17 protein-coding genes are annotated in these 21,069 nt (G+C 61.3%); 7 read left to right on the top strand and 10 right to left on the bottom strand.

Annotated features, from left to right (window positions below; genetic code table 11):
* Positions 1-8: 8 nt before the first annotated feature.
* Positions 9-998, bottom strand: coding sequence for a hypothetical protein (locus ACZ9GA_RS17680; RefSeq protein WP_457361472.1), 990 nt, complete (start codon positions 996-998; stop codon positions 9-11).
* Positions 999-1,309: 311 nt separating this feature from the next.
* Entirely contained in the window at positions 1,310-2,248 is a 939-nt protein-coding gene (locus ACZ9GA_RS17675; protein WP_457361473.1) for a helix-turn-helix domain-containing protein, read from the bottom strand.
* A 289-nt stretch (positions 2,249-2,537) separates the two neighbouring features.
* Between ACZ9GA_RS17675 and ACZ9GA_RS17670 the strand changes: the two genes are divergently transcribed.
* Both ACZ9GA_RS17670 and ACZ9GA_RS17665 read left to right on the top strand, forming a co-directional pair.
* On the top strand, positions 2,538-3,833 hold the full coding sequence (locus ACZ9GA_RS17670; RefSeq protein ID WP_457361474.1) for an MFS transporter: 1,296 nt from the start codon (positions 2,538-2,540) through the stop codon (positions 3,831-3,833).
* Positions 3,834-3,874: 41 nt separating this feature from the next.
* Positions 3,875-5,026 carry a lactonase family protein gene (locus ACZ9GA_RS17665; protein WP_457361475.1) on the top strand — a complete coding sequence of 384 codons (1,152 nt, stop codon included), beginning with the start codon at positions 3,875-3,877 and terminating at the stop codon, positions 5,024-5,026.
* Between the two features lie 518 nt (positions 5,027-5,544).
* Here the strand turns inward: ACZ9GA_RS17665 and ACZ9GA_RS17660 are convergent.
* The 6 genes from ACZ9GA_RS17660 to ACZ9GA_RS17635 all read right to left on the bottom strand — a co-directional run bounded on the left by ACZ9GA_RS17660 (position 5,545) and on the right by ACZ9GA_RS17635 (position 11,953).
* A complete protein-coding gene (locus tag ACZ9GA_RS17660) occupies positions 5,545-7,092 on the bottom strand; it encodes a phosphoenolpyruvate carboxykinase (RefSeq protein ID WP_457361476.1) in 1,548 nt (515 codons plus the stop codon).
* A gap of 149 nt (positions 7,093-7,241) precedes the next feature.
* Complete coding sequence (locus tag ACZ9GA_RS17655) at positions 7,242-8,120, bottom strand: substrate-binding domain-containing protein (protein WP_457361477.1); 879 nt, start codon at positions 8,118-8,120, stop codon at positions 7,242-7,244.
* 83 nt (positions 8,121-8,203) lie between these two features.
* Positions 8,204-9,061 (bottom strand): HpcH/HpaI aldolase family protein, encoded by an 858-nt coding sequence (locus ACZ9GA_RS17650; RefSeq protein WP_457361478.1) that lies wholly within the window; start codon positions 9,059-9,061, stop codon positions 8,204-8,206.
* Between the two features lie 29 nt (positions 9,062-9,090).
* The gene (locus ACZ9GA_RS17645; RefSeq protein ID WP_457361479.1) at positions 9,091-9,936 is read right to left on the bottom strand and encodes an amidohydrolase family protein; all 846 of its coding nucleotides are present in this window, start codon (positions 9,934-9,936) and stop codon (positions 9,091-9,093) included.
* A gap of 14 nt (positions 9,937-9,950) precedes the next feature.
* The gene (locus tag ACZ9GA_RS17640) at positions 9,951-10,976 is read right to left on the bottom strand and encodes an amidohydrolase family protein (protein ID WP_457361480.1); all 1,026 of its coding nucleotides are present in this window, start codon (positions 10,974-10,976) and stop codon (positions 9,951-9,953) included.
* A gap of 17 nt (positions 10,977-10,993) precedes the next feature.
* A complete protein-coding gene (locus tag ACZ9GA_RS17635) occupies positions 10,994-11,953 on the bottom strand; it encodes an ABC transporter substrate-binding protein (protein WP_457361481.1) in 960 nt (319 codons plus the stop codon).
* Between the two features lie 132 nt (positions 11,954-12,085).
* Here ACZ9GA_RS17635 and ACZ9GA_RS17630 point away from each other — a divergent pair, with 132 nt between their 5' ends.
* Positions 12,086-13,042, top strand: coding sequence for a LysR substrate-binding domain-containing protein (locus ACZ9GA_RS17630; protein WP_457361482.1), 957 nt, complete (start codon positions 12,086-12,088; stop codon positions 13,040-13,042).
* A 58-nt stretch (positions 13,043-13,100) separates the two neighbouring features.
* Here ACZ9GA_RS17630 and ACZ9GA_RS17625 read toward each other — a convergent pair whose 3' ends face one another.
* Positions 13,101-14,102 (bottom strand): LysR substrate-binding domain-containing protein, encoded by a 1,002-nt coding sequence (locus tag ACZ9GA_RS17625; protein WP_457361483.1) that lies wholly within the window; start codon positions 14,100-14,102, stop codon positions 13,101-13,103.
* Positions 14,103-14,445: 343 nt separating this feature from the next.
* Between ACZ9GA_RS17625 and ACZ9GA_RS17620 the strand changes: the two genes are divergently transcribed.
* A complete protein-coding gene (locus ACZ9GA_RS17620) occupies positions 14,446-15,051 on the top strand; it encodes a LysE family translocator (RefSeq protein ID WP_457361484.1) in 606 nt (201 codons plus the stop codon).
* Between the two features lie 64 nt (positions 15,052-15,115).
* Positions 15,116-15,739 carry a TetR/AcrR family transcriptional regulator gene (locus tag ACZ9GA_RS17615; RefSeq protein WP_457361485.1) on the top strand — a complete coding sequence of 208 codons (624 nt, stop codon included), beginning with the start codon at positions 15,116-15,118 and terminating at the stop codon, positions 15,737-15,739.
* A gap of 109 nt (positions 15,740-15,848) precedes the next feature.
* Here the strand turns inward: ACZ9GA_RS17615 and ACZ9GA_RS17610 are convergent, their stop codons facing one another.
* A complete protein-coding gene (locus ACZ9GA_RS17610; protein ID WP_457361486.1) occupies positions 15,849-18,611 on the bottom strand; it encodes a beta-glucosidase in 2,763 nt (920 codons plus the stop codon).
* A 468-nt stretch (positions 18,612-19,079) separates the two neighbouring features.
* Between ACZ9GA_RS17610 and ACZ9GA_RS17605 the strand changes: the two genes are divergently transcribed.
* Together ACZ9GA_RS17605 and gspE are read left to right on the top strand one after the other, a co-directional pair.
* Positions 19,080-19,292: a hypothetical protein gene (locus tag ACZ9GA_RS17605; RefSeq protein ID WP_457361487.1), complete on the top strand. Its 213-nt coding sequence runs from the start codon at positions 19,080-19,082 to the stop codon at positions 19,290-19,292.
* A 124-nt stretch (positions 19,293-19,416) separates the two neighbouring features.
* Complete coding sequence (gspE, locus tag ACZ9GA_RS17600; RefSeq protein ID WP_457363698.1) at positions 19,417-21,066, top strand: type II secretion system ATPase GspE; 1,650 nt, start codon at positions 19,417-19,419, stop codon at positions 21,064-21,066.
* The last annotated feature ends 3 nt before the right edge of the window (positions 21,067-21,069 follow it).

Genomic DNA, 21,069 nt, shown 5'->3' with positions numbered 1-21,069 from the left:
GCGGTCGATTAAAAATGGACTTCCATCTGCAACATCGGTGTCGAGGTTCTGGTGTTGACCGCTTCATCATTCGGCGTGCCGAACATGTTCCTCCAGTACTCGTACCCGACGCCCGCATAAATGGTCCGCGGCTGGCCGGCGAATGAGCCGATATCCGCCAACAACGCAGCGCGGGTGAGGTATTCGGTTGTGGTTTGTACGCCAAAACCATCCTTGCCTTTAGGGCCCGTGATGCTCACAAATCCACGAAATATCAACGGCACCGGGCCCAGGCGGAACGGATAGAGCCAGGAACTCTCCAGGTGCGCGGCGGTGTCGTAATTCACGTCTACGCCGACGATGCCGTTATGGTTGCTTTCGGTCCGCACACCGGCAGTCAGGTTCCAGAATCCGCGCGGCAGTGCGAACTCGACTGTCCCACCCAGCACCAGCATACGGGCTCGCTGGGCGTAGGCATCGTTTTTGGTGCCGAACTCATAACCACCGGTGAGGCCGACGTCGCGAATCACGCCATAACCGACCTGCTTGCCGAAGATCTTGCTGGCGCTGGCGGTGACGCGACCCACGCTATACACCTCCTGCGCACCGCCGCTATTCGGTCCACCGACTTCCGGGTTTGCCGAGTCCGACACGCGGTAATCGACGTTGAACGCGTAACTGCCGTACTTGAAGCCGCCTGTGGTGGTGAGATAACCAATATTCTGCTTAATCTTGTCGGGCACACCCGGGAAATGGAAATTATTGCCTACGCGATAACCGATAAATGTGTCGTTCCACGACACCGGCGGCTTGCCCACCTGTTCATCCATCTTCGCAAGGTCCGGGAAAGCGTGAGGCAAGTTGTTAGTGGCTGGAGCCTGTTGGGTTGACTGGCCTTGAGGTGGGACGGAAGTCGTGGGTGCATCAATTATCTCTTCAGCGAAACACAGTTCGCTAAAACAACAGAACATCGCCGTGCCGAGCAGCAACCTTGGCAAAGGTTTTGAGTTTTTTTTCATGTTTCCATCCGTGTAGATTTTTTTATTTTTATAGAGCACGTTTAATTGGACTTAGCGTCGTCGGCCAGGCGTGGCTGTTTTCCATTTTTAAACGGTCGCAGCCAGGGCTACTTGCTGACGAATTAGGCACTGAATATCTTTTACGGTGCTGGGAGGGATGTTATTGGCTGTGCCGGCTTGTGCCTTTACACAAAAGTGAGATTCGCTGGTATTTTTTGCGGGGTGTTGCGAGATGAATGTCGTTTGCCGGTGCGGGTGACTTCGCCACCCCTAGGTAAGGGGACAACGAAGACCCGCCTTTGTGTCGAGGCTTACTTCGCCCGTTGAGGCTGTTCCCGAGCCGTCAGCCGGAACTGACTGGGGGCCTCACCCACTTCCCTGCGAAAGAAGCGTGTGAAGTACGCGGCATCTGAAAAGCCCAGCCCAAAGGCAATCTGCTCAATGGGCTTTTCGCCAAAAATCAGATTCCGTTTCGCCTCGGTGATGATGCGTGCGTGAATCATCTTGGTCGGGCTTTGCCGGGTGGCCGCCGCGCAAGCCGCCCGCAGCTGCACCACAGACACACCCATCATCGAGGCGTAGTCCTGCAATGGCAGGTTTTGCCAGTAATGCTGCTCGATCAGTTCACGGTAGCGTTCGGCCAGGCAGGTCTCATTGCGAGAGGCGCCGCCATCGTCAGGCTGATCAAGGCGGATCTGCCGAACCAGTATCAGGAAAAGCTGGGTCAACAGGGCTTCGGCTCCCACTACATGACCGAACGCCTTGGACTCCAGTTCCTGCGCCAGTCGCGTGATCAGCGAGAAGAATTCCGTGGCCGTGCCGGACGTTGACGGCATTGCAATCACCCTGGGCAGGGACCACAACTGGATGAACTCGTGAAGGCGGGCGTAGATCTGGGCCAGGTAAGCCACCTCAATGGTCACCACCCATCTGTCCACGTCGTTTTCATAATCGAGGCCGTGCACACATTCCGTTGGCAGCAGCAGCACACACGGCCCCTCGAAGGGGACGCTTGAACCCTCGAGATTCATGACGCCGTTGCCGCTACGCACGAAGATAATCTGCCCGTACCCCGGGTGCGCATGAGGCTCGGTTCGCCAGCGGCCTCGCTCGGTGACGTGGCCGATGTTGACGAACCAATGCTCCTGTTCTTCCCGGCGCTCCACATACAAACGCACCTTGGGGACCGTTTTCAGCGTGACTTTGGTGTTTGACTCGTGTCGATATGTTGTTTTCGAACTGTGCGTCATAACGTCTCCTTGGCACAGGTCAACGTGTTGACCCCATGCATGCCAATTAGCAAATCACAGCCTTGCGCTGAATGTAAACCCTGTCTCAACGGGCCCTCGGATGGCGCCGCGCGTGCCGAGTGCCGTGTCTACCGTTTGGTTAACACAGGTTCCGCAAAACTCACTGGACCGAGAACCAGACCGGGTTGATGATCCTCCCCGACCGTCCATGCAGCAGGCAGTAAACGTTGAGGATGTGACGGGAAGTCTTGACTGACAACAATTACAAAAACAGGTCTGAGAGGGTGCAGTGGAAACTATCCAGAAAGAGGCTGTGCGCCTGGAAAACCGGTGGGGCGTAGTCGTTCTGCTCGCATTCGGATTGATGATTGCCTGGACAGACCGATCAAGCATGTCGGCCGCGATCGCGGACCCTCACTTCATTAGCCAATTTACGCTGACGCCGGTCGACAGGGGCTGGCTGGGTTCATCTGTCTTCTGGGTGTACGGCATTCTACAACTGCCCATGGGATGGCTGGTTGATCGCTATGGCGTTAAATGGCCGTATGCAGTCTGCTTTTTTCTCTGGTGCCTGGCGGCCGCAGCCACTGGCCTTGTCCATACGCTCAGCGCGCTGCTGGTAGTGCGCGTCATCATTGGTGCCGCCGAAGCAGTCGTGGTCCCGGCTACCTATCGATACATAGCCAACCGCTTCGAGGAAGCCCAGAAAGGCTCTGCGTTGGCCATCTATGCGATTGGCGGCAAGATGGGGCCGGCACTGGGGGCACCGCTGGCAGCCTGGCTTATTGCAGCAACCTCTTGGAAAGTCATGTTTATCGTGACGGGGCTGGCCGGCCTGGTGTGGCTGCTGCCCTGGCTCATGATGGTTCGCAACGACTTCCCGGATCGCACTGAGCTGGTTGAAAGAAAGCAATACGCGGCCACGGTGCCGCTGCGCAATCTGCTGGTAAGCCCGGTGGTGTGGGGCGGGCTGATCACCAACTTCTGTTACGCCTATTTTGTTTTTTTCTGCATGACATGGATGCCTGCCTACCTCGTTGAGCAACGTGGGTTGTCGTTGAGTCAGGCGGGGCTGTATACCGCCGCGAGCTTCTGCGGCGTAGCGATCGCCGCCGGGCTCAGCGGGTGGGCAGCTGACCGATTGATCATGCGCGGATACGACGCGGTCATGGTGCGCAAGTCGTTCATGGTGGTGGGCTTCATTGGCGGTATGACCACTTTGTTCGGCGCGTATGCGACGACCGTATCAATGGCACTGTTCTGGAACGTGCTGTCCTTGACGTTGGTTGGGTTGGTCACCACGAACAACCTCGCCCTGGTGAAACTGACGCTGATCCCGAAGCAGGCCACTGGCTTGAATACCGGACTTCAACAAGTAGCGACGAGCCTGGCGGGCGGCGTGTCCGCTAGCCTGTCGGGCTGGCTTTTACATATTGGTCACAGTTACACGCTGCCGATGATTGCGATTTTCGCTTTTCTGTTTCTGGGCGCAACCAGCACCATTGTTTTGATGAGGCGCCAGTGGGCGCCGAAGATCAATGAGCCGGACGAAGGACTATCGCCCATTTGCATAAGCCACGGATAGCGTCGAATGATAACTATAATGACTGGCAGGAGACACGCGTCATGGGTATGGACATTCCAAGAAGTATCATTTTCGGTTTGTTTTCTTTCGCGCTTTGTAGTTTTTTGGCTTCTGCAAATTCTGGCAGCAATAGCGAAACATGGGTCTACTTTGGAACGCATGGCGACTACATCTACAACGCCAGCTTCAATCTCCAGGATGGCAGCTTTTCAAATATACAAAAGGCGGCAGAAGTAGTTCGGCCCACATGGTTTGTGCAAGACCCTGGCGGTCATCATCTCTACAGCGTCAGTGAAGTGGGAAACAACGGCGACGCAAATGGCCAGGTTGTAGCGTTCAATATGGACCAGAAGTCCGGTGCATTGACCGAGCTCAATCGCGTCGAATCGGGCGGCAGTGGCCCTACTAACATGGTCTACAGCCACCTCCACAACAGCCTTCTCGTGGCCAATTATGGCGGCGGTCAGGTGGCGGTTTTGCCCCTTTCAGCCGATGGCAGGGTTCAGCCAGTGAGTTCGGTGCTGGCAGACTTCGGCACGGGGCCAACGCCCAGGCAGACACAGGCTCATGCCCACAGCATCACGTTGGTTAAAAACACACATGAGCTGCTGGTGCCTGATCTTGGCGCTGACAGAGTGTTCATGTATCGGTTAACGGGCAAGCCTGAGCAGCTGACCCAAGGCTCAACGCCATTTGTTCAAATGGCGCCGGGCACTGGGCCAAGGGGGATTGAATTCCAAAAGGATGGAAGGCATGGGTTCCTGCTCTCCGAGCTCTCGGCACAGGTGCGTTGCCTGACGTGGCAGCCCGCGACGAAAACCATCAGCTACGGCGCCTCGGTTGATACGTTCCCGCAAGGATTCACCGGGCCCAAAAGCGCGTCGTCGATGAAAATCGGTCCCAACGAGAAGTTCCTGTACGTCGCCGATCGAAGTACGGATACGCTGGTGGTTTATCGCATCGATCCAGCCTCATGCCTTGAACCCATTCAGCGTATCAGTTCGGGTGGCAAGTATCCGTGGGAATTGTCAATCGGGCCGGGCGGGCATTGGTTGGTGGTTGCCAACCTGAAATCCGATAATGTGACCTCCTTCAAGATCGATAGCCAATCCGGCAAGCTGGCGCCGAGCGGTTTCGAGGCCAAGATCCCCGAGCCGGTGTTTGCCCATTTCGCAAGCCCGGGCAAAGACTAGTCAGCGTATTGGCGTGCGCGTGCCCTGTCGATCGCGTCATCTGGATCGCGGTTCAACTCCGTTACTACAGCGGCGGGGCGCGCACTGTGGGACCGGGCGAAGCTCGGGAAGGGGCCCGTCAGCTCATACGCGTTGCCTGCTTCCCGAGCTTACGCCCGGTCCCACAGTGTGCACCTCAATAAGGCAGTTGACGGATACGCGTTCTGTAGCCGCTGCCGATAGGCTGCGCAGGCTCTCACCCACGCTGGAAATCTGCAGGGTGGACACCGGCCAGCGCAGCCTGGCGGCAGCGGCTACAAGGCTTGTACCGGTTTCTGTAGCAGTAACTGCTTTGAACGGCGTCATCTGCATCGCGGTTTCAACTCAGATACTAAAGAGGCGGGGCGCGCACTGTGGGACCGGGCGAAGCTCGGGAATGGGCCCGTCAGCTCATACGCGTTGCCTGCTTCCCGAGCTTACGCCCGGTCCCACAGTGTGCACCTCAAAGGGGCAGTTGCTGCGACGGGCCTCTCACATCCCTACAGGCTTGGCCCCGCCGCAATGATGCGTTGATCAACACCGCTGAACTGGCGGAAATTCTCGATGAACTGCCCAGCCAGATGCCTTGCACGGGCGTCGAATGCCTCCTTGTCCGCCCAGGTGTTGCGCGGGTTGAGCAGCCGGGTCTCAACGCCCGGAACCGCCTTGGGAACCGACAGGTTGAGGCCCGGCAGATGTTCGGTCTCAACCTGTGCGAGGGCACCACTCTGAATCGCGGCAATGATACGGCGCGTGGTCGGGATGCTGAAGCGCTCGCCAGTGCCATAGGGGCCACCGGTCCAGCCCGTGTTGACCAGGTAGACCTGCGAGCCGAAGGCTTCAATGCGCTTGATCAGCAGGTCAGCGTATTCACGCGCTGGCCGCGGCAGAAACGCGGCGCCAAAGCAGGTGGAAAACGTCGACTTGATACCGCCGCCTGAACCCATTTCGGTCGAGCCCACCAGCGCCGTGTAACCGGACAGGTAGTGGTAGGCCGCCGCGTCCTTGCTCAGGATCGAAACAGGCGGCAGCACCCCGGACAGGTCGCAGGTCAGGAAAATGATCGCCTGCGGCTCGCCCGCCAGGTTGTCCTGGGTGCGTTTTTCGACATGCTCCAGCGGGTACGCGCAGCGGCCATTTTCCGTCAGGCGGGTATCGGCGTAATCGGCGGTGCGGGTTTCACTCAGGACCACGTTCTCGACCAGGGCACCGAAGCGTATGGCCTCCCAAATGATTGGTTCGTTCTTTTGGCTCAGGTCAATGGTCTTGGCGTAGCACCCGCCTTCCAGGTTGAACACCACACCTTCGCCCCAGCCGTGCTCGTCGTCACCGATCAGGTAGCGCCCAGGGTCTGCCGACAGGGTGGTCTTGCCGGTGCCGGACAAACCAAAGAACAGTGTGGTGCTGCCATCCTCGCCCACGTTGGCAGAGCAATGCATCGGCAGCACTTCCTGGCGTGGCAGCAGGAAGTTCTGCACCGAAAACATGGCTTTCTTCATTTCGCCGGCGTACTGCATGCCGGCGATCAGCACTTTGCGTTGGGCAAAGTCGAGGATGACACAGCCTTCGCTGCGGGTACCGTCGCGCTCGGGAACACAGCGAAAACCGGCGACGTTGAGGATCTGCCATGGGTCCTTGCCCTTGGGGTTGTAGACGTCAGGGCGAATGAACAGGTTTTGCCCAAACAGCGTCTGCCAGGCAGTCTGCGTGGTCATGATTACCGGCAGGTAGTGGTCCGGATCAGCGCCCACATGAACGCTCGAGACAAACCGCTCGCACCCGGCCAGATAGCCCTCGACTCGCGCCCAGAGGGCGTTAAACCGGTCCGCATCAAAAGGGCGGTTGACCTTGCCCCAATCGATTTCATCGCTGGAGCCGGGTTCTTTGACGATGAAGCGGTCCTGCGGCGAACGCCCGGTGCGTTCGCCCGTGGTCACGACCAGAGCGCCGGAGTCGGCGAGCCGACCCTCACCGCGCTCAATGGCATGTTCAATCAGTCGAGCGCGGCTCGGGTTCATGTGTACGGCACATTCAGTTACTGCGGTCATTTCTGCTTCCCTTGGCATGGCGCCAATGTGTCGAACAGGTGCTGAACAAAAGGCATGCCGAATGACCGCGCCCCCGTTGCCCTCAGGCGAGGGGCGTGGAGGGCGCAGTCATCCGGCAGTGCGCTTGGATTTATCGATGAAGGGAGCGTTTAGCCCAGGCTGCCGGTCACGTCGTCGAACAGTTCGTCAACCGACATGGCGCGCGGGATGATCTTCTGGTCGAATGCCCAGTCGATCGCGGTCTTGAGCCCCTTGCGGTTGGCCTCAAGCCCCAGCGGCGGGAACACTGTGGGCACACCGCCGTCAGTGAGCGCGCGGCTCTCGGCGATCATCCGGTAAATCTCCTTCACAGCCTCGGGATGCTGCTTGGAGATGTCCTGATGAATGGCGAACATGTGGTTGATGGGCACAAAACCCTGGCGCTCGTACCAGGCCTTGGCGGCGTTGTGGGCATCTGGCACCAGGGTGCGCACGCGGGGATCCTTGGGCATGTCTTCGCCCAGCAGCGCCGCGTCGAGCTCACCGTCGAGCATCATCTGCGGGATATTGGCGCCCGCCGGCAGGCGCACGCAGCTGGCCGGGTCGTGGTACTCGGCCAGGTGGCCGTCGCCCAGGGTCATCCAGGTGACCTTGTCGAGGTTGACCCCGTACTCATGCCGCAACACGCCGCGAATCCATAACGCGGTGGTCTGCGAATAGGTGCGCACGCCCACTCGCTTGCCTTCGATGTCCTTGGGGTCAAGGTGCCCGAAGTCGATGTTGAACCCGGCACAGTGGTGCTGGAAACGCCCGGAAATCGGCGCCGGCAGCAGCACATAGGGTTTGCCGTAGGCCTTGGCCTGCAGGAACGTGACAATGGCCAGCTCGCCGGCATCGAACTGGTTCTCGCGCACCATGGCCTTGAAGCCGTTGTGTGCCGGGGTAGGGCCGCAGTAGTCGAGCGTGACGAGGTCGGACTGCACGCGGCCATCCTTCATCGCCTTGGTCACCGGATAATCAGCCAGGTTTGTGCGCAGGGTCAGCGCCATGGGAATCTCCTTGGAATGTTGGGCGGGTTCAGCGTTTGCCTTCGAACAGGGGCGCGACAAGACGGTGCGCGCCGCTCATCGCATCAGTAACCCGCCATTTCGCGCGCCTGGCCCACCACACCGTAGGAGCGTTTGGGGGCCGACAGCAGCACGCGGTAGCCCTCGTCCAGCAGGCGACGGTGGTTGTTGGCGGTCACATGCGGGTTGCCGACGATGACGTCGTGCTTGCGGCAGGTCTCGACGATGCGGCGCATCGCGCCCAGCACTTCCGGGTGCTCGTACTGGCGGGGCAAGCCCAGCTCCTGGCTGAGGTCGCCTTCGCCAATCAGGATGAAACCGATGCCGGGCACGTTGGCGAGGATGTCGTCCAGGTTGTCGATGGCCTGGGTGCTCTCGCACATCAGCCCCACCAGGATTTCACCCTGGGGCGCCAGCGGCCACACGTCGGCCTTCTCGTAATACTCGGCCATCGTCAGGCCCCAGTAGCGCGCGGCATTGGCCGGGCCGTCGCCGCGCACGCCCTTGGGCTCGTAGAGCGCCGCGCCCTTGGGACGGGCATAACGGCAGGAGGCGACGGCGTTGTAGGCCTGCTCGACCGTGGCCACGTGCGGCCAGATCACGCCGTAGCAGCCGCGGTCCAGCACCTGCTTGGCGAAGGTCTGGTTCATCTCGATGCCGTTGGCCGGGATGCGCGCGATCGGCGTCACCCGTGGCGCCACCGAGCCCGATTCGGCGATCTGCTTGCGGTTGAGCATGTACTGCAAGGAGTCGCCCAGGGCGCTGACATCGTACGGGTTGTGCTCCATTTCGTAGACGATGCCGTCGTACGGCGAGTCGCTCATCTCGATGGCGGTCTGCTTGTCCAGTTTGGCGAAGGCCATGTAGGCGGGCTTGTCGGCCTCGAAGGCGCGGATGATGCTGTTCAGACGTGTGTTGCTCATGTTCACTTCCTCATGAAATGGAGTCAGCCTCAGCGCAATGCCGGGTACAGCGTTTGCGCGGTCTTGCCGAAGATCCACTGGCGATCTTCGTCGCTGAGGCAGGCCAGGCCCTTCTGGGCCGTGGCCAGAATTTCCTTCAGGGTGCCGGGCGAGGTGGGGAAGTTGGAGCCCCAGGCCATGCGCTGTGCACCGAACGCCTCGACCACCTGCGGGAAGAAGGTCGCGGCGCTGGCCTTGTCCTTTTCCACATCGCCGAAGATGCGCGGCGTCAGCTTGAGATAGATGTTGGGCAGGTCAGCGAGCGCGAACAGGCCGGCGGCGTTGGCGTAGGGCGGGCCGTCCAGTACGTCCGGGCGCCCGAGGTGATCGAGGATGATGTTCACCCCCGGGAATCTCTCGGCCAGCATGCGCACATACGGCAAGCCAGTAGGCCCGGTCTGGATGCACATCGGCAGGTTCAGCTCCGCGAGCATTTCCCAGGCCTTGAACGATTTGGGGTTATCCAGCTCGCTGGGGTCGAAGTCCTTGGTCGAGCCGCCGGTGAAAATGCGCAGGCCGGCCAGGCCCTGGTCGACCCAGGCGGTGATGACGGCGGGCACGTCGTCGGCCAGCATGTCCACCGAGCCCACGGCGACCAGGCGCCCCTTGTACTGGTTGCAGCCGTCGACGACGTAACTGTTGTCGAAGCCGTAGGTGGTCGACGAGTGCACGATGGCGGCTTTGGCGACGCCGGCTTCGTCCATGGCCCGGACCAGTGTCTCGACGGTGCTGGGGCGCTCTTGCGACCAGTCCGAACGCTTGCCGAACAGCGGTGCGGGCGGGTAGCGGGTCTCGTCGTCGGAGATGATGTGCGGGTGGATATCGATGATGGTCATGTGCTGTCCCTGCCTTACTTGCCTTGGGCCTTCAGATGTTTGTCGAGACGCGGATAGACGCGCCGCACGTTGCCTTCGAAGATGGCGTGACGGTCCGCATCGGACAGCGCCGTGCAGGCATCCAGGTAGCGCTTGGTGTCGTCGAAGTAGTGATCGGTGTCCGGGTCCCTGCCGCGTACGGCGCCGACCATTTCCGAGCCGAACAGTACGTTGCTGGTGGGCACGACCTTGGTCAGCAGCTCGACGCCCGGGTGGTGGTAAACACAGGTGTCGAAGAAAACGTTGTCCAGCAGGCCTTCCAAGGGGCGCTTGGCCATTTCCAGCGACATGCCGCGGTAGCGACCCCAGTGGTAAGGCACGGCGCCACCGCCATGGGGGATGACCAGGCGCAGGGTAGGGAAGTCCTTGAACAGGTCACTTTGCAGCAGTTGCATGAACACCGAGGTATCGGCATTCAGGTAGTGCGCACCGGTGCCGTGGTGGCAGGGGTTGCACGAGGCGGCGACGTGGACCATGGCCGGTACGTCCAGGTCGCACATGGCCTCGTACAGCGGGTACCACTCGCGGTCGGTGATGGGCGTGCCGGTCCAGTAGCCGCCGCTGGGGTCAGGGTTCAGGTTGCAGCCGACAAAGCCCATTTCCTCTACGCAGCGCCGCAGCTCGGCAATGGAGTTCTTCGGCGGCGCCAGTGGCGACTGGGGCAGCTGACACACCGGCACGAAGTTGTCGGGGTAGATGTCGCACACACGGCGCACCAGATCGTTGGAGACTTCGGCCCATTCCAGGCTGGTGCGTTCGTTGCCCAGGTGATGACTCATCAGGCCGGCAATCGGCGAGAACAGGGTCAGGTCGCCGCCGCGTTCTTTCTGCAGGCGCAACTGACCGTTGCCGACACCTTCGCGGATCTGTTCATCGGTCACATGGGCGCCGGACAGCGCCGGCGCGTTGAGCGGGTCGTCGGCGCACTCGATCTGTTTGGCGCGCCACTCTCGGAACGAAGCGGGTACGGTGGTGAAATGACCGTGGCAATCGATAATCATAATGTGCTCCGGAAAATTCAGGCCTGGGGATCCACGAACAGCTCGTCCATGGACATGCGGCGCGGTGTCAGGCCTTGGGCGAAGGCGGTCGACTCCAGCGCCTCGATGGTCTTGCGGTTGGCTTCGATGCCGTAGGGCAGCGGGTCGTGGCCGACGACGTCGCGCAGTTCGAGGTACTTTTTATCGGTCTCGCTGGTGGCATCGCCGCTATCAAGCCGGGTGAGGTAGTCCTGTTTGGCCCTCTCGAAGGCGTCGTAAATGGACTTCGCCACCCACGGGTGCTCGGCCAGGATCGAATCCTTTACGACGATGGTGCCGTGCATGGGGTAGACGCCGGTGCGTGCGTAGTACTCGGCTTCGATTTCAGCCGCATTCGGGAACAGGTCGGGGTAGTCGGCGGCCACTTCCTTCCAGCCATCGGTAGGGTTGCCTGTGCGGCCAATGCCGGCGGCGCCGCCAAACCCGGCAGCCAGTTCGCCGTCAGCCATCATCTCGGCCAGTGGGCGGGTGGCATGGATCACGTTGGCGGGCAGTTTGAGCTGGGTCACGTGCTCTTCGTCGTCGACCACCCAGGTGACCTTGCTCGAATCCAGCCCGTACTCGTCCATCAGCACCTGACGAGTCCACACGCCTGTGGTTACCGAGTAGGCACGCACCCCGACCTTTTTGCCCTCAAGATCCTTGGGCTGTTTGATGCCGGCATCCGGACGCACCAGCAGGCCCGAATGGTGGAAGCGACGCACCACGAAAATCGGCAAGGCCACGAAGGGCGCACCATAGGCGCGGGCGATAATGTAAGTGGTCGGGGCAATTTCGCAGACATCAAATTCAACATCGCGGACCATGCGACGGAACGCGGCGATCTGTGGCTTGACCGTGATGAATTCCGCCTCCACGCCTTCGATCTTGATGGCGCCGCTGCGGATGGCGGCGGTGTGCGGATGGTCGGCGATGGCAATCTTGAGATGAACTGACATTGATCGTTCCTGCATGGTTATTTTTGTCAAACGACTCGTTGCCGACGTATGGTGCTCGCGAGTTGCTTGCCGGTCGATTGAGTAAAAATGGGTTAGGCTTAACGAAATGGTAAAGCCACTGAGGAGTACCGCATGGCGGAGTTCGACTGGTACCTGCAGGTCAACCTGAAGGCGCGGCACCTGCGCCTGCTGGTAGCGATCGACACGTACCGCAACCTGACTCAGGTAGCCGAGGTCACGCATGTGACCGTGCCTGCCGTGTCCAAGTCATTGGCCGAACTGGAGCGGGGACTGGGGCTCGCTTTGTTTTCACGCACCGCGCAGGGCTTGATGCCCACACCCTATGGCGACTGCCTGATTCGCCACGCGCGGTCTATGTTGACGGTGCTGCATGACGCCCGCGACCAGCTCAAGGCCTTGAGTTCGGGGGCCGAGGGCAAGATCCGTATCGGCATGCTGCCGGCCTCGGCCTCGGTGCTGCTGCCCCAGGCGCTGGACCTGCTCAAGCAACGCTCGCCCAGTACCAATGTGACCATCATCGAGGGTACGACCGAGTCGCTGCTGCCCGAGCTCTGGCAGGGCCGCCTCGACCTGGTGGTAGGCCGCCTGCCACCCCCCGGCACGCTCGGTAGCTTCGAGGAGCAGGAATTGCTCGAGGAGCCGGTGGTACTCATGACCGGCCTGCATCATCCGTTGGCCCGCAAGAAGACCGTCGAGTGGTCCGATCTGGGCCTTTACTCCTGGATATTGCCGCCGCCCGGCTCGCTGCTGCGCGATCCGCTGGAGCGGGTGCTGGAAGCCAATGACGTACCCCTGAGCAGCAACTACATCGAGACGCTCTCCATTCATGTCGTCCGCGCTCAGCTGCGGGTCTCTGATTCCATCGCGATCATGGCGGTGTCGATTGCCGGCGATCCCGTGCAGCCACTGCATGTGCTGCCATTGAGCCTGCCTCGATTGGTTCGGCCGGTCGGCGTGCTGTGGAACCGCAACCGTGGGCTTACACCCAGTGCTGAACTGATGATCGAGTGTCTGCAAGAGGCGGCCGGGCATCAGTCGGCGCGTCTGGCCGGCGTTTCATTCGCGTAGCCGTGCGTCAACATTTGCCGAAAGTCGTTCTGCACCCAGCGGTGGGTTAACCACTGGCTTAAACCTGGGTTGCGTCCGTTGCTGGTCGGGGGCGTTTGGCTCTGGTCGGGGAGGGTGGGGTGGCGAGGCCCGTGAGTAGCTGCTCGGCAGCCTCCTGCAGGCACGACACCATGAGCTGTGCACTGGGTGTCAGGCCACGGTTGCGGTTCCACAGCACCCCGGTCGGGCGCAGTAGCCGGGGCAGGCTCAAGGGAAGTTTATGAAACGGCTGTCCAGGGTCATTGGCCAGTGACTCGGCCATGATCGCGATGAAATCCGATACCTGCAGATGCGCACGGAGCACGTGAATCGACAGCGTCTCGATGTAGTTGTTGCTCAACGGCACATCGTTGGCTTCAAGTGCCCGCTCCAGCGGATCGCGCAGAATCGAGCCCGGTGGCGGCAATATCCAGGGGTAGGCGCACAGGTCCGACCATTCCAGGGTCTTCCTCCGGGCAAGCGGATGGTGACGGCCGGTCATGAGTACCACCGGCTCCTCGAGCAGTTCTTTTTCCTCGAAACTGCCGAGCGTGTCCGGGGGCGGCAAGCGACCCACTACCAAATCGAGACGGCCCTGCCACAGCTCCGGCAGCAGCGACTCGGTCGTGCCTTCGATCACGGTCACATTGGTGCCCGGCGATTGCTGCTTGAGGAAACTCAATGCCTGGGGCACCAGCACCGAAGCCGACGCCGGCAACATGCCGATGCGCACCTTGCCTTCGGCGCCCGAGCTCAGGGCCTTCAGTTCATCGCGGACCTGGTGAAGAATGCCCATCATGGTTCGTGCATGGCGGATCAGGCATTCGCCGTATGGGGTGGGCATCAAACCGCGAGTGGTGCGCGAAAACAAGGCCAGCCCGAGGCCACGCTCCAGTTCTGCCAACGACTTGGACACGGCGGGTACGGTGACATGCGTGACCTCGGCCACTTGAGTCAGGTTGCGGTAGGTGTCGATCGCAATGAGCAGGCGCAAGTGCCGCGCCTTCAGGTTGATCTGCAGATACCAGTCGAGACGTTTCACCTTGGGTACCTCAGCGGTTTTAGCCTGGCCGGCTTCCTCTTTTTTTCTGCAAGAGGGCTCGCTGGAATTTTGCGCGCGTATCGGCGGTGTAGCCATTGAGAAAACAGGCGCTGGGTTTGAGGGAATGGTTAAGGGGAGCTGTTTATGGTGTATACGGAGATTGGCGTTGTTTTGATTGATGAAGCTGAGGGCCAGCGCAGCCTGGCGGCAGCGGCTACGTATCTGTTATGCCTATTTGACTGGTTTTAAAAAACTGTACCGGTTCAATTTTTGCTAGCTGTGCCTCACTGCGCCAATTGTCATGCCGTAGTGTTCAGGGGCCTGCCACCCCGGAGCTTCCCCCATGCTGTCCTCCCTCGACCTGCTGTACGCCTTCGCGCTGTTCGCCTTCGTCTCATCGATCACGCCCGGCCCCAACAACACCATGCTGCTAGCCTCGGGCGTGAACTTCGGTTTCCGCCGTTCCATCCCTCATGCACTGGGCGTGAGCATTGGTTTCATGGTGATGGTTGTTGCCGTCGGCCTGGGCCTGGGCGAGGTGTTCAAGGTGCTGCCGTGGGCGTATACCGTGCTGCGCTGGGCGGGGGCGACTTATCTGCTGTACCTGGCCTGGAAAATCGCTCGCTCCGGCCCGCCGTCTGGCACCGCCGAAGACACCCGCTCGCCGATGAGCTTTCTGGGTGCGGCGGCGTTCCAGTGGGTCAACCCCAAGGCCTGGATCATGGCCATCGGCGCCATCACTACCTATGTGCCGTCCCAGGGTTACCTGACCAACGTGTTCGTCATCGCTTCGCTGTTCGCGTTGATCAACCTGCCCAGTGTCTGCGTGTGGGTGAGTTGCGGCAGTGCCTTGCGCAATGTGCTCAGCGACCCGCGCTGGCTGCGCCTGTTCAACTGGGCCATGGCGTTGATGCTGGTGTTGTCGTTGTACCCGCTGCTCAAGGCGTGAGATTTGCCGTGGTTGGCCCTGGCGCGGTACGGTGTGGGTTCAACAGGACGTACAGATGTAAATCATGACTTCAGATTCCCCCCCTGCGCCGCGCACACGGCGCGCGCCCAAAGGCGAGAAGCGTCGCGAGGAGCTGCTGGATGCGGCGCTGCAGATGTTTTCGCTGGAGGGCTATGGCGGTGCGTCGATTGCGCGAATTGCCGAGCTGGTCGGCATTTCCGTGGCCGGCGTGCTGCATCACTTCCCCAACAAGGCGGCATTGCTGATGGCGGTGCTGGACCGGCGCGACGAGGTCAGCCAGAAGATTGCCGATGAAGTGCGCGGCGAGGCGACCTTGACCGGTTTGCTCAACAGCCTGAGTGCCATCAATCGTTCCAATGCCACGGCGCCGGGGGTGATCCGTGCCTTCAGCATGCTCAATGCCGAGAGCCTGGTGGAAGGGCATCCGGCGTGGGCCTGGTTTCAGGAACGCTATGCCATGATTCATGAACGGATGGTGGGGCAGTTGAAGGCACTGGTAGACAGCGGTGAAGTGCGCGCCGATGTGGATTTGGGCGGGGTGGTGCAGGAGTGCCTGGCGATGATGGACGGGTTGCAACTGCAGTGGCTGCGCTTTCCCGAGGGGCTGGACCTGGTGGCGCGGTTCGATGAATTCCTCAAGCATCTGGAAGCATCGATCCGGGCCTGACCCGTAGCCGCTGCCGGCAGGCTGCGCTGGCCCTTGAGTTCACTGGAAATCTCCAGCCAGACACAGGGCCAGCGCAGCCTACGGCAGCGGCTACGGGAGGGTGCGCGGGTTAATTACCGCTGGCAGAACCCTGCGCGGTGGTCGAGGTGCTGGTGCCGTAGTCGCCACTGTCGCTGGTGTCGGCATCGTCCGCATCGGTCTGGTCATACAAGCCGCCGGTGTTGATCGCCGGCAAGCTCACCTGCGTAGCCTTCAACGCCGCGCGCGGCAATGGGTTGCTGGTGGTGGTCGACAGTTCCTGGCGGAACGGGTTGACCAGTTTGCCGTGCAGGCGGATGTCCGACGACGACGCGCCCAGGGACAGGTCGAAGGTGTCGGCGTCGACTACCCACTGCTTGCTCTTGTCGTCGTAGTAGGCCAGCGAGCGATCGTTGAGCTCGATGGTCACGCGCTTGGTTTCACCCGGCTTGAGGAACACTTTCTTGTAGCCTTTCAGCTCTTTGACGGCGCGCTCCACTTTCGGGTGCTGCTGGCCTACGTACAGCTCGGCCACTTCGGCGCCGCCGACCTTGCCGGTGTTGGTCAGGTCGAACGAGACCTTGATCGGCACATTGCCCACCGCCGTACCCGGGGTGACCTTGATGTTGTGGTAGCCGAAGGTGGTGTACGACAGGCCGAAACCGAACGGGAACAGCGGCTTGGTGTGCTTCTTCTCGTAACCGCGATAGCCCAGGAACAGGTCGTCCTTGTAGCTGGTCTCGGTCAGCGCGCCGCTGTTGTCGAAGTTGGGGAAATCGGCGTGCAGCGGGTTGTCTTCGATGTTGCGCTCAATGCTGATCGGCAGCTTACCCGACGGGTTGACCTTGCCGAACAGGATCTCGCCCAGCGCCTGGCCGCCGTTCTGGCCCGGGTAGAAGGCGTGCAGTGCGGCGCCAACGTTGTCCACCCAGTCCGCCATCTTCAGCGCGGTGCCGCCGTGCATGGCCACCACGGTGTTGGGGTTGACCTTGGCGATGCTGTTGATCAGCTCGTTCTGGTACTCGGGCAGATCGAAGCTGTGGTCGAAACCTTCGCCTTCGTATTCGTTGCTGTTGCCCACCGCGACCACGACTGCGTCGTACTTGGACAAATCTTGCGGGGCCGCCAGGGAAGCCCAGGCCATCTGCACGCCGACCATGCCGCCCATGGTGGACAGGTAGCCGTCGCGGCGCGAGTACTCAAGCTTGATGTCGTAGGCCTTGCCAGCTTCCAGCTTGATCTTGCCCGACACCGGGATGGTCGGCGGGATGCTGTTGGTGGGCAGGTGCTCGCCGTCGCCGTTGTTGATGATTTCCTGGCCGTTGACCCACAGGCGCACGGCGCCGTCGGCACGCACTTTGAACACCTGGTCGCCGCTGGTGGTAGGGGTGACCTGGCCGGTCCAGCGCACGGAGGTGTTGGAGGTATCGCCATTGGTGGGCAGGTCGGTGTCGCTGGACCAGTCCATGTTGACGTGGGTGTCGGTACGGGTCGCGGCGGCGTCGCCGGACCAGGTGGCGTTGGTGAAGAACTCGGCGGTCAGGCCTGCGGCGCTCTTGCCGGTGCTGCTGTCAACGTGGGTCCAGGTGGACGCAGTCGGGTCCAGGGACAGGCCGTCGATGAACTCGACCTTGGCGTTCGGCGCGGTCTGGGCGATGCCCGACAGCTCGCTGATGTACTGGGTGGCTTCGACGTTGGCGCTGCCGAAACCGGTAGGCGGGGCGTACTTGGCCAGATCGCCCACCACGGCGATTTTCTTCACCTTCTTGGCGTCCAGGGGCAGCAGGTCGCCCTTGTTCTTGAGCAGCACGATGCCTTCGCGGGCCACGTTCAGCGCGGTCTTGTTGCTGGTGGCGCTGTTCATGTTATGCACGGTGGACGGGGTCTTGCTGTCGAACTTGAACAGGTAGATCTGACGCAGAATGCGGCGCACTTTGTCGTCGATGGTGGCGGCGCTGAGCTGGCCGTTTTCCACGTACGGGGTCAGCGCCGTGGCGTTCATCTGGTAGCCCATCATGTCCAGGTCGGTGCCGGCGTTGGCCGCGGTGATCCCGGTAATGATCGCGTTGTAGTCGCTCTGCACCAAGCCCTGATAGCCCCATTCCTTCTTCAGGATATCGGCGATCATGTGTTTGCTTTCGCAGGCGTAGTCGCCGTTCACCTTCTGGAACGAGCACATCATCATCGCCACCTTGCCGTTCTTCGAAGCCGATTCGAAGGTGGGCAGGGTCATCTCGCGCAGCACGCGCTCGGGGATGGTTTCGTTGAGGGTGAAGCGGTTGGTTTCCTGGTCGTTGGCGGCGAAGTGCTTGGCTTCAGCCCACACGCCACGGGCCTGGATGCCGTTGATCACGGCAGGGCCCAGGCTTGCGCCCAGGAACGGGTCTTCACCGGACAGGTATTCGAACGCCCGGCCACCGTACGGGGTGCGGTACAGGTTCATGCCCGGGCCGGTCACGTACTGGTAGCCACCGGTGGCGGCGTCGTAGCCCAGGGCGCGACCGAAGTCGATGGCGCGGCGCGGGTTCCAGGTGGCGGCGATGTTGGGGCCGGCCGGGTAGACCACGCCCTGGGCGTTGCCGTTGCTGGTGTAGCGGATGCCCGCACCGCCGTCGGCGCCGTAGATTTGCGGCAGACCGTACTGGGTCAGCGGTTTGACGTCCCAGCCGCCGGTGCCGGCCAGGTAATTGAGTTTCTCTTCCTGGGTCATCTTCGCCAGGGTCTGTTGGGCGGCCTTGTCGGCACGGGCCTCACGGGCTTGCTGCTGGGCCGGGTCGGCCGCATGCACTTGCGAGATGGCCAAGGCCAACAGGGCCAGCGCCGATTGCGCGCCCAGGTGGTTGCGTTTGCTCATGTGTTACTCCAACAGCCAATGGTTGTCCATTTGCGGCTGTGCACGATGACCGTGCACTTTTCTCCAGACAAAAGCTGGCCTTCGCCCTAACTGCTTAGTTGCAGTAAGGGCTAACTGATGGCCATGTTTCAGTCGCGTTTAATTAACGTGAAAGTTCTTTCTGTCTATATAGGAGGTGCCATTATTACGCTATCGTTTGTACCAAGATGGGGCGGCGATAAGCGGCTAAATTAAGACAATTGTTGTCTGAACTTGTCAATCGAAAGGTTTTTTTCTCGCTTTTTCGCGATTTTGTGTCCGGATGTGTGAACCTTTGCAAAACCTACTGGTCGATGGGTTTAGCGAATTCGAGCCGCCTGGCTGGGTCCGCAAGTTTAAATGTCATCGTCTGCGCGGTATTGTCGCAGGACTGTTTTAAATGATGGCTATTTGAACTTTCATACTTTCCCGTTGATGGAGTTACTTGTGATGAAACTGTCCTTCGCAGCAGCGTGCGCCGCCCTGAGCCTGTCGTTTGCCGGCGCCACCTTTGCCGCCGACACCACCGACACCGCCTCGGGCGCCAGCGACTCCACCGTCATGACCCAGAGCCACGACGCCAAGGCCACCCAGAAGCACAAGAACGAATCGAAAAAGGGCGGCCGCCCACTGAGCACCACGGCGAAAAAAACCGCCAACTGATCCTTCCCAGCTTCACCCCGGAAAGGGCATCGCCCTGATGCCTTTTCCCTTGCTTGCGTAGTAGCCGACCGTGCCCGATACCCCCCTGACTGCCCCCGACGATACCCAGGTGTGCCACTGGCTGATGAGCCATTCGGGCCTCAAGCCTGTTGACCTTGAGCGCGCCCGCCGCCTGGCCGCCGATGATGACGGCAGTGAATTGCCAGCGCTGCTGACGCGCCTGGGCCTGGTCTCGGAGCTGGAATTGGCGCGCGCCTGGTCGGCGCTGATGGACGTGCCGCTGATGCTGGCCGAACAGGCCCCTGCCTCCCTGGACCGTGTGCCACCGCTGACCGAGCGTTTTCTGCGCCATTACCGCGTGGTACCCGTGGCCTGGGACGAGGCGGGCGTGCAACTGCTGGCCGCGCACCCCGGCAACCCGTACCCCTTTGATGCCGTGGCCCATGCCTGTGGCGTACCGGTGCGTTTGGCGATTGGCCCGGGCAACGAGGTCGAGAGCCTGATCGAGCGGTATTACGGTCAGGGTCGTTCGGCCATGGGCAGCCTGATCGAGACCCTGGACGAGGACAGCGGCGCGCTGGAAGACATCGAACACTTGAAGGACCTGGCCAGCGAAGCCCCAGTCATCCGCCTGGTCAACCTGATCCTGCAGCGGGCGGTGGAGCAGCGCGCGTCAGACATTCATATCGAACCGTTTGAAAGCCAGCTCAAGGTGCGCTACCGCATTGACGGCGTGCTGCACGAGGCCGAGGCGCCGCCATCCAGTTCCTCGGCGGCGGTGATCAGCCGGGTGAAAATCATGGCGCGCCTGGACATCGCCGAGCGCCGCCTGCCTCAGGATGGCCGCATCATGCTGCGCATCCAGGGCAAGGAGCTGGATTTGCGCGTGTCCACGGTGCCCACCAGTTTCGGCGAGTCGGTGGTGATGCGTTTGCTCGACCGCCAGACCGTCAGCTTCGATTTCCAGAGCCTGGGTTTTGACGGCGAGCGCCTGGAAGGCTTCCTTGATGTGCTGGAAAACCCCCACGGCATTCTGCTGGTCACCGGCCCCACCGGTTCGGGCAAGACCACCACGCTGTACACCGCGCTGTCGCGCCTCAACACCGCCGAGCGCAAGATCATCACCGTGGAAGACCCGGTGGAGTATCAGCTGGAAGGCATCAACCAGATCCAGGTCAAGCCGGCCATTGGCCTGGACTTCGCCGGCGCGCTGCGCTCCATCGTGCGTCAGGACCCGGACGTGATCATGATCGGCGAGATGCGCGATCTGGAGACCTGCCGCATCGCCATTCAATCTTCGCTCACCGGCCACCTGGTGCTGTCGACGCTGCACACCAACAGCGCGGCGGCCAGTATCACCCGGCTGCTGGACATGGGCGTGGAGAGCTACCTGATTGCCTCGACGGTGAAGGGCATTCTGGCCCAGCGCCTGGTGCGCCGCCTTGATCCAACCACCCGCGTGCCTTTTGAAGCGCCGGAAGCATTGATTGCCGAACACGGCCTGGACCGCTTCACCGATCAGCGCCCGATCATCCTCTACCAGCCTGCGGTGTCCGCCACCAGCAGCGGCTATTTCGGCCGCAGCGCCATCACCGAACTGCTGGTGATGAATGAAGAGCTGCGCAGCCTGCTGATGCGCCAGGCCGATGCGGCGACGTTGGAACAGGCCGCCCGCCGTGGCGGCTTGCGTACCTTGTATGAAGAGGGCCTGCGCCAGGCGGTGGCCGGTATCACCTCGCTGGAGGAGGTGCTGCGCGTGACGCGCGGCGAATAACTC

It is taken from the genome of Pseudomonas sp. TE3644, assembly GCF_056278815.1.
This window is presented reverse-complemented; position numbering and strand designations above follow the sequence as displayed.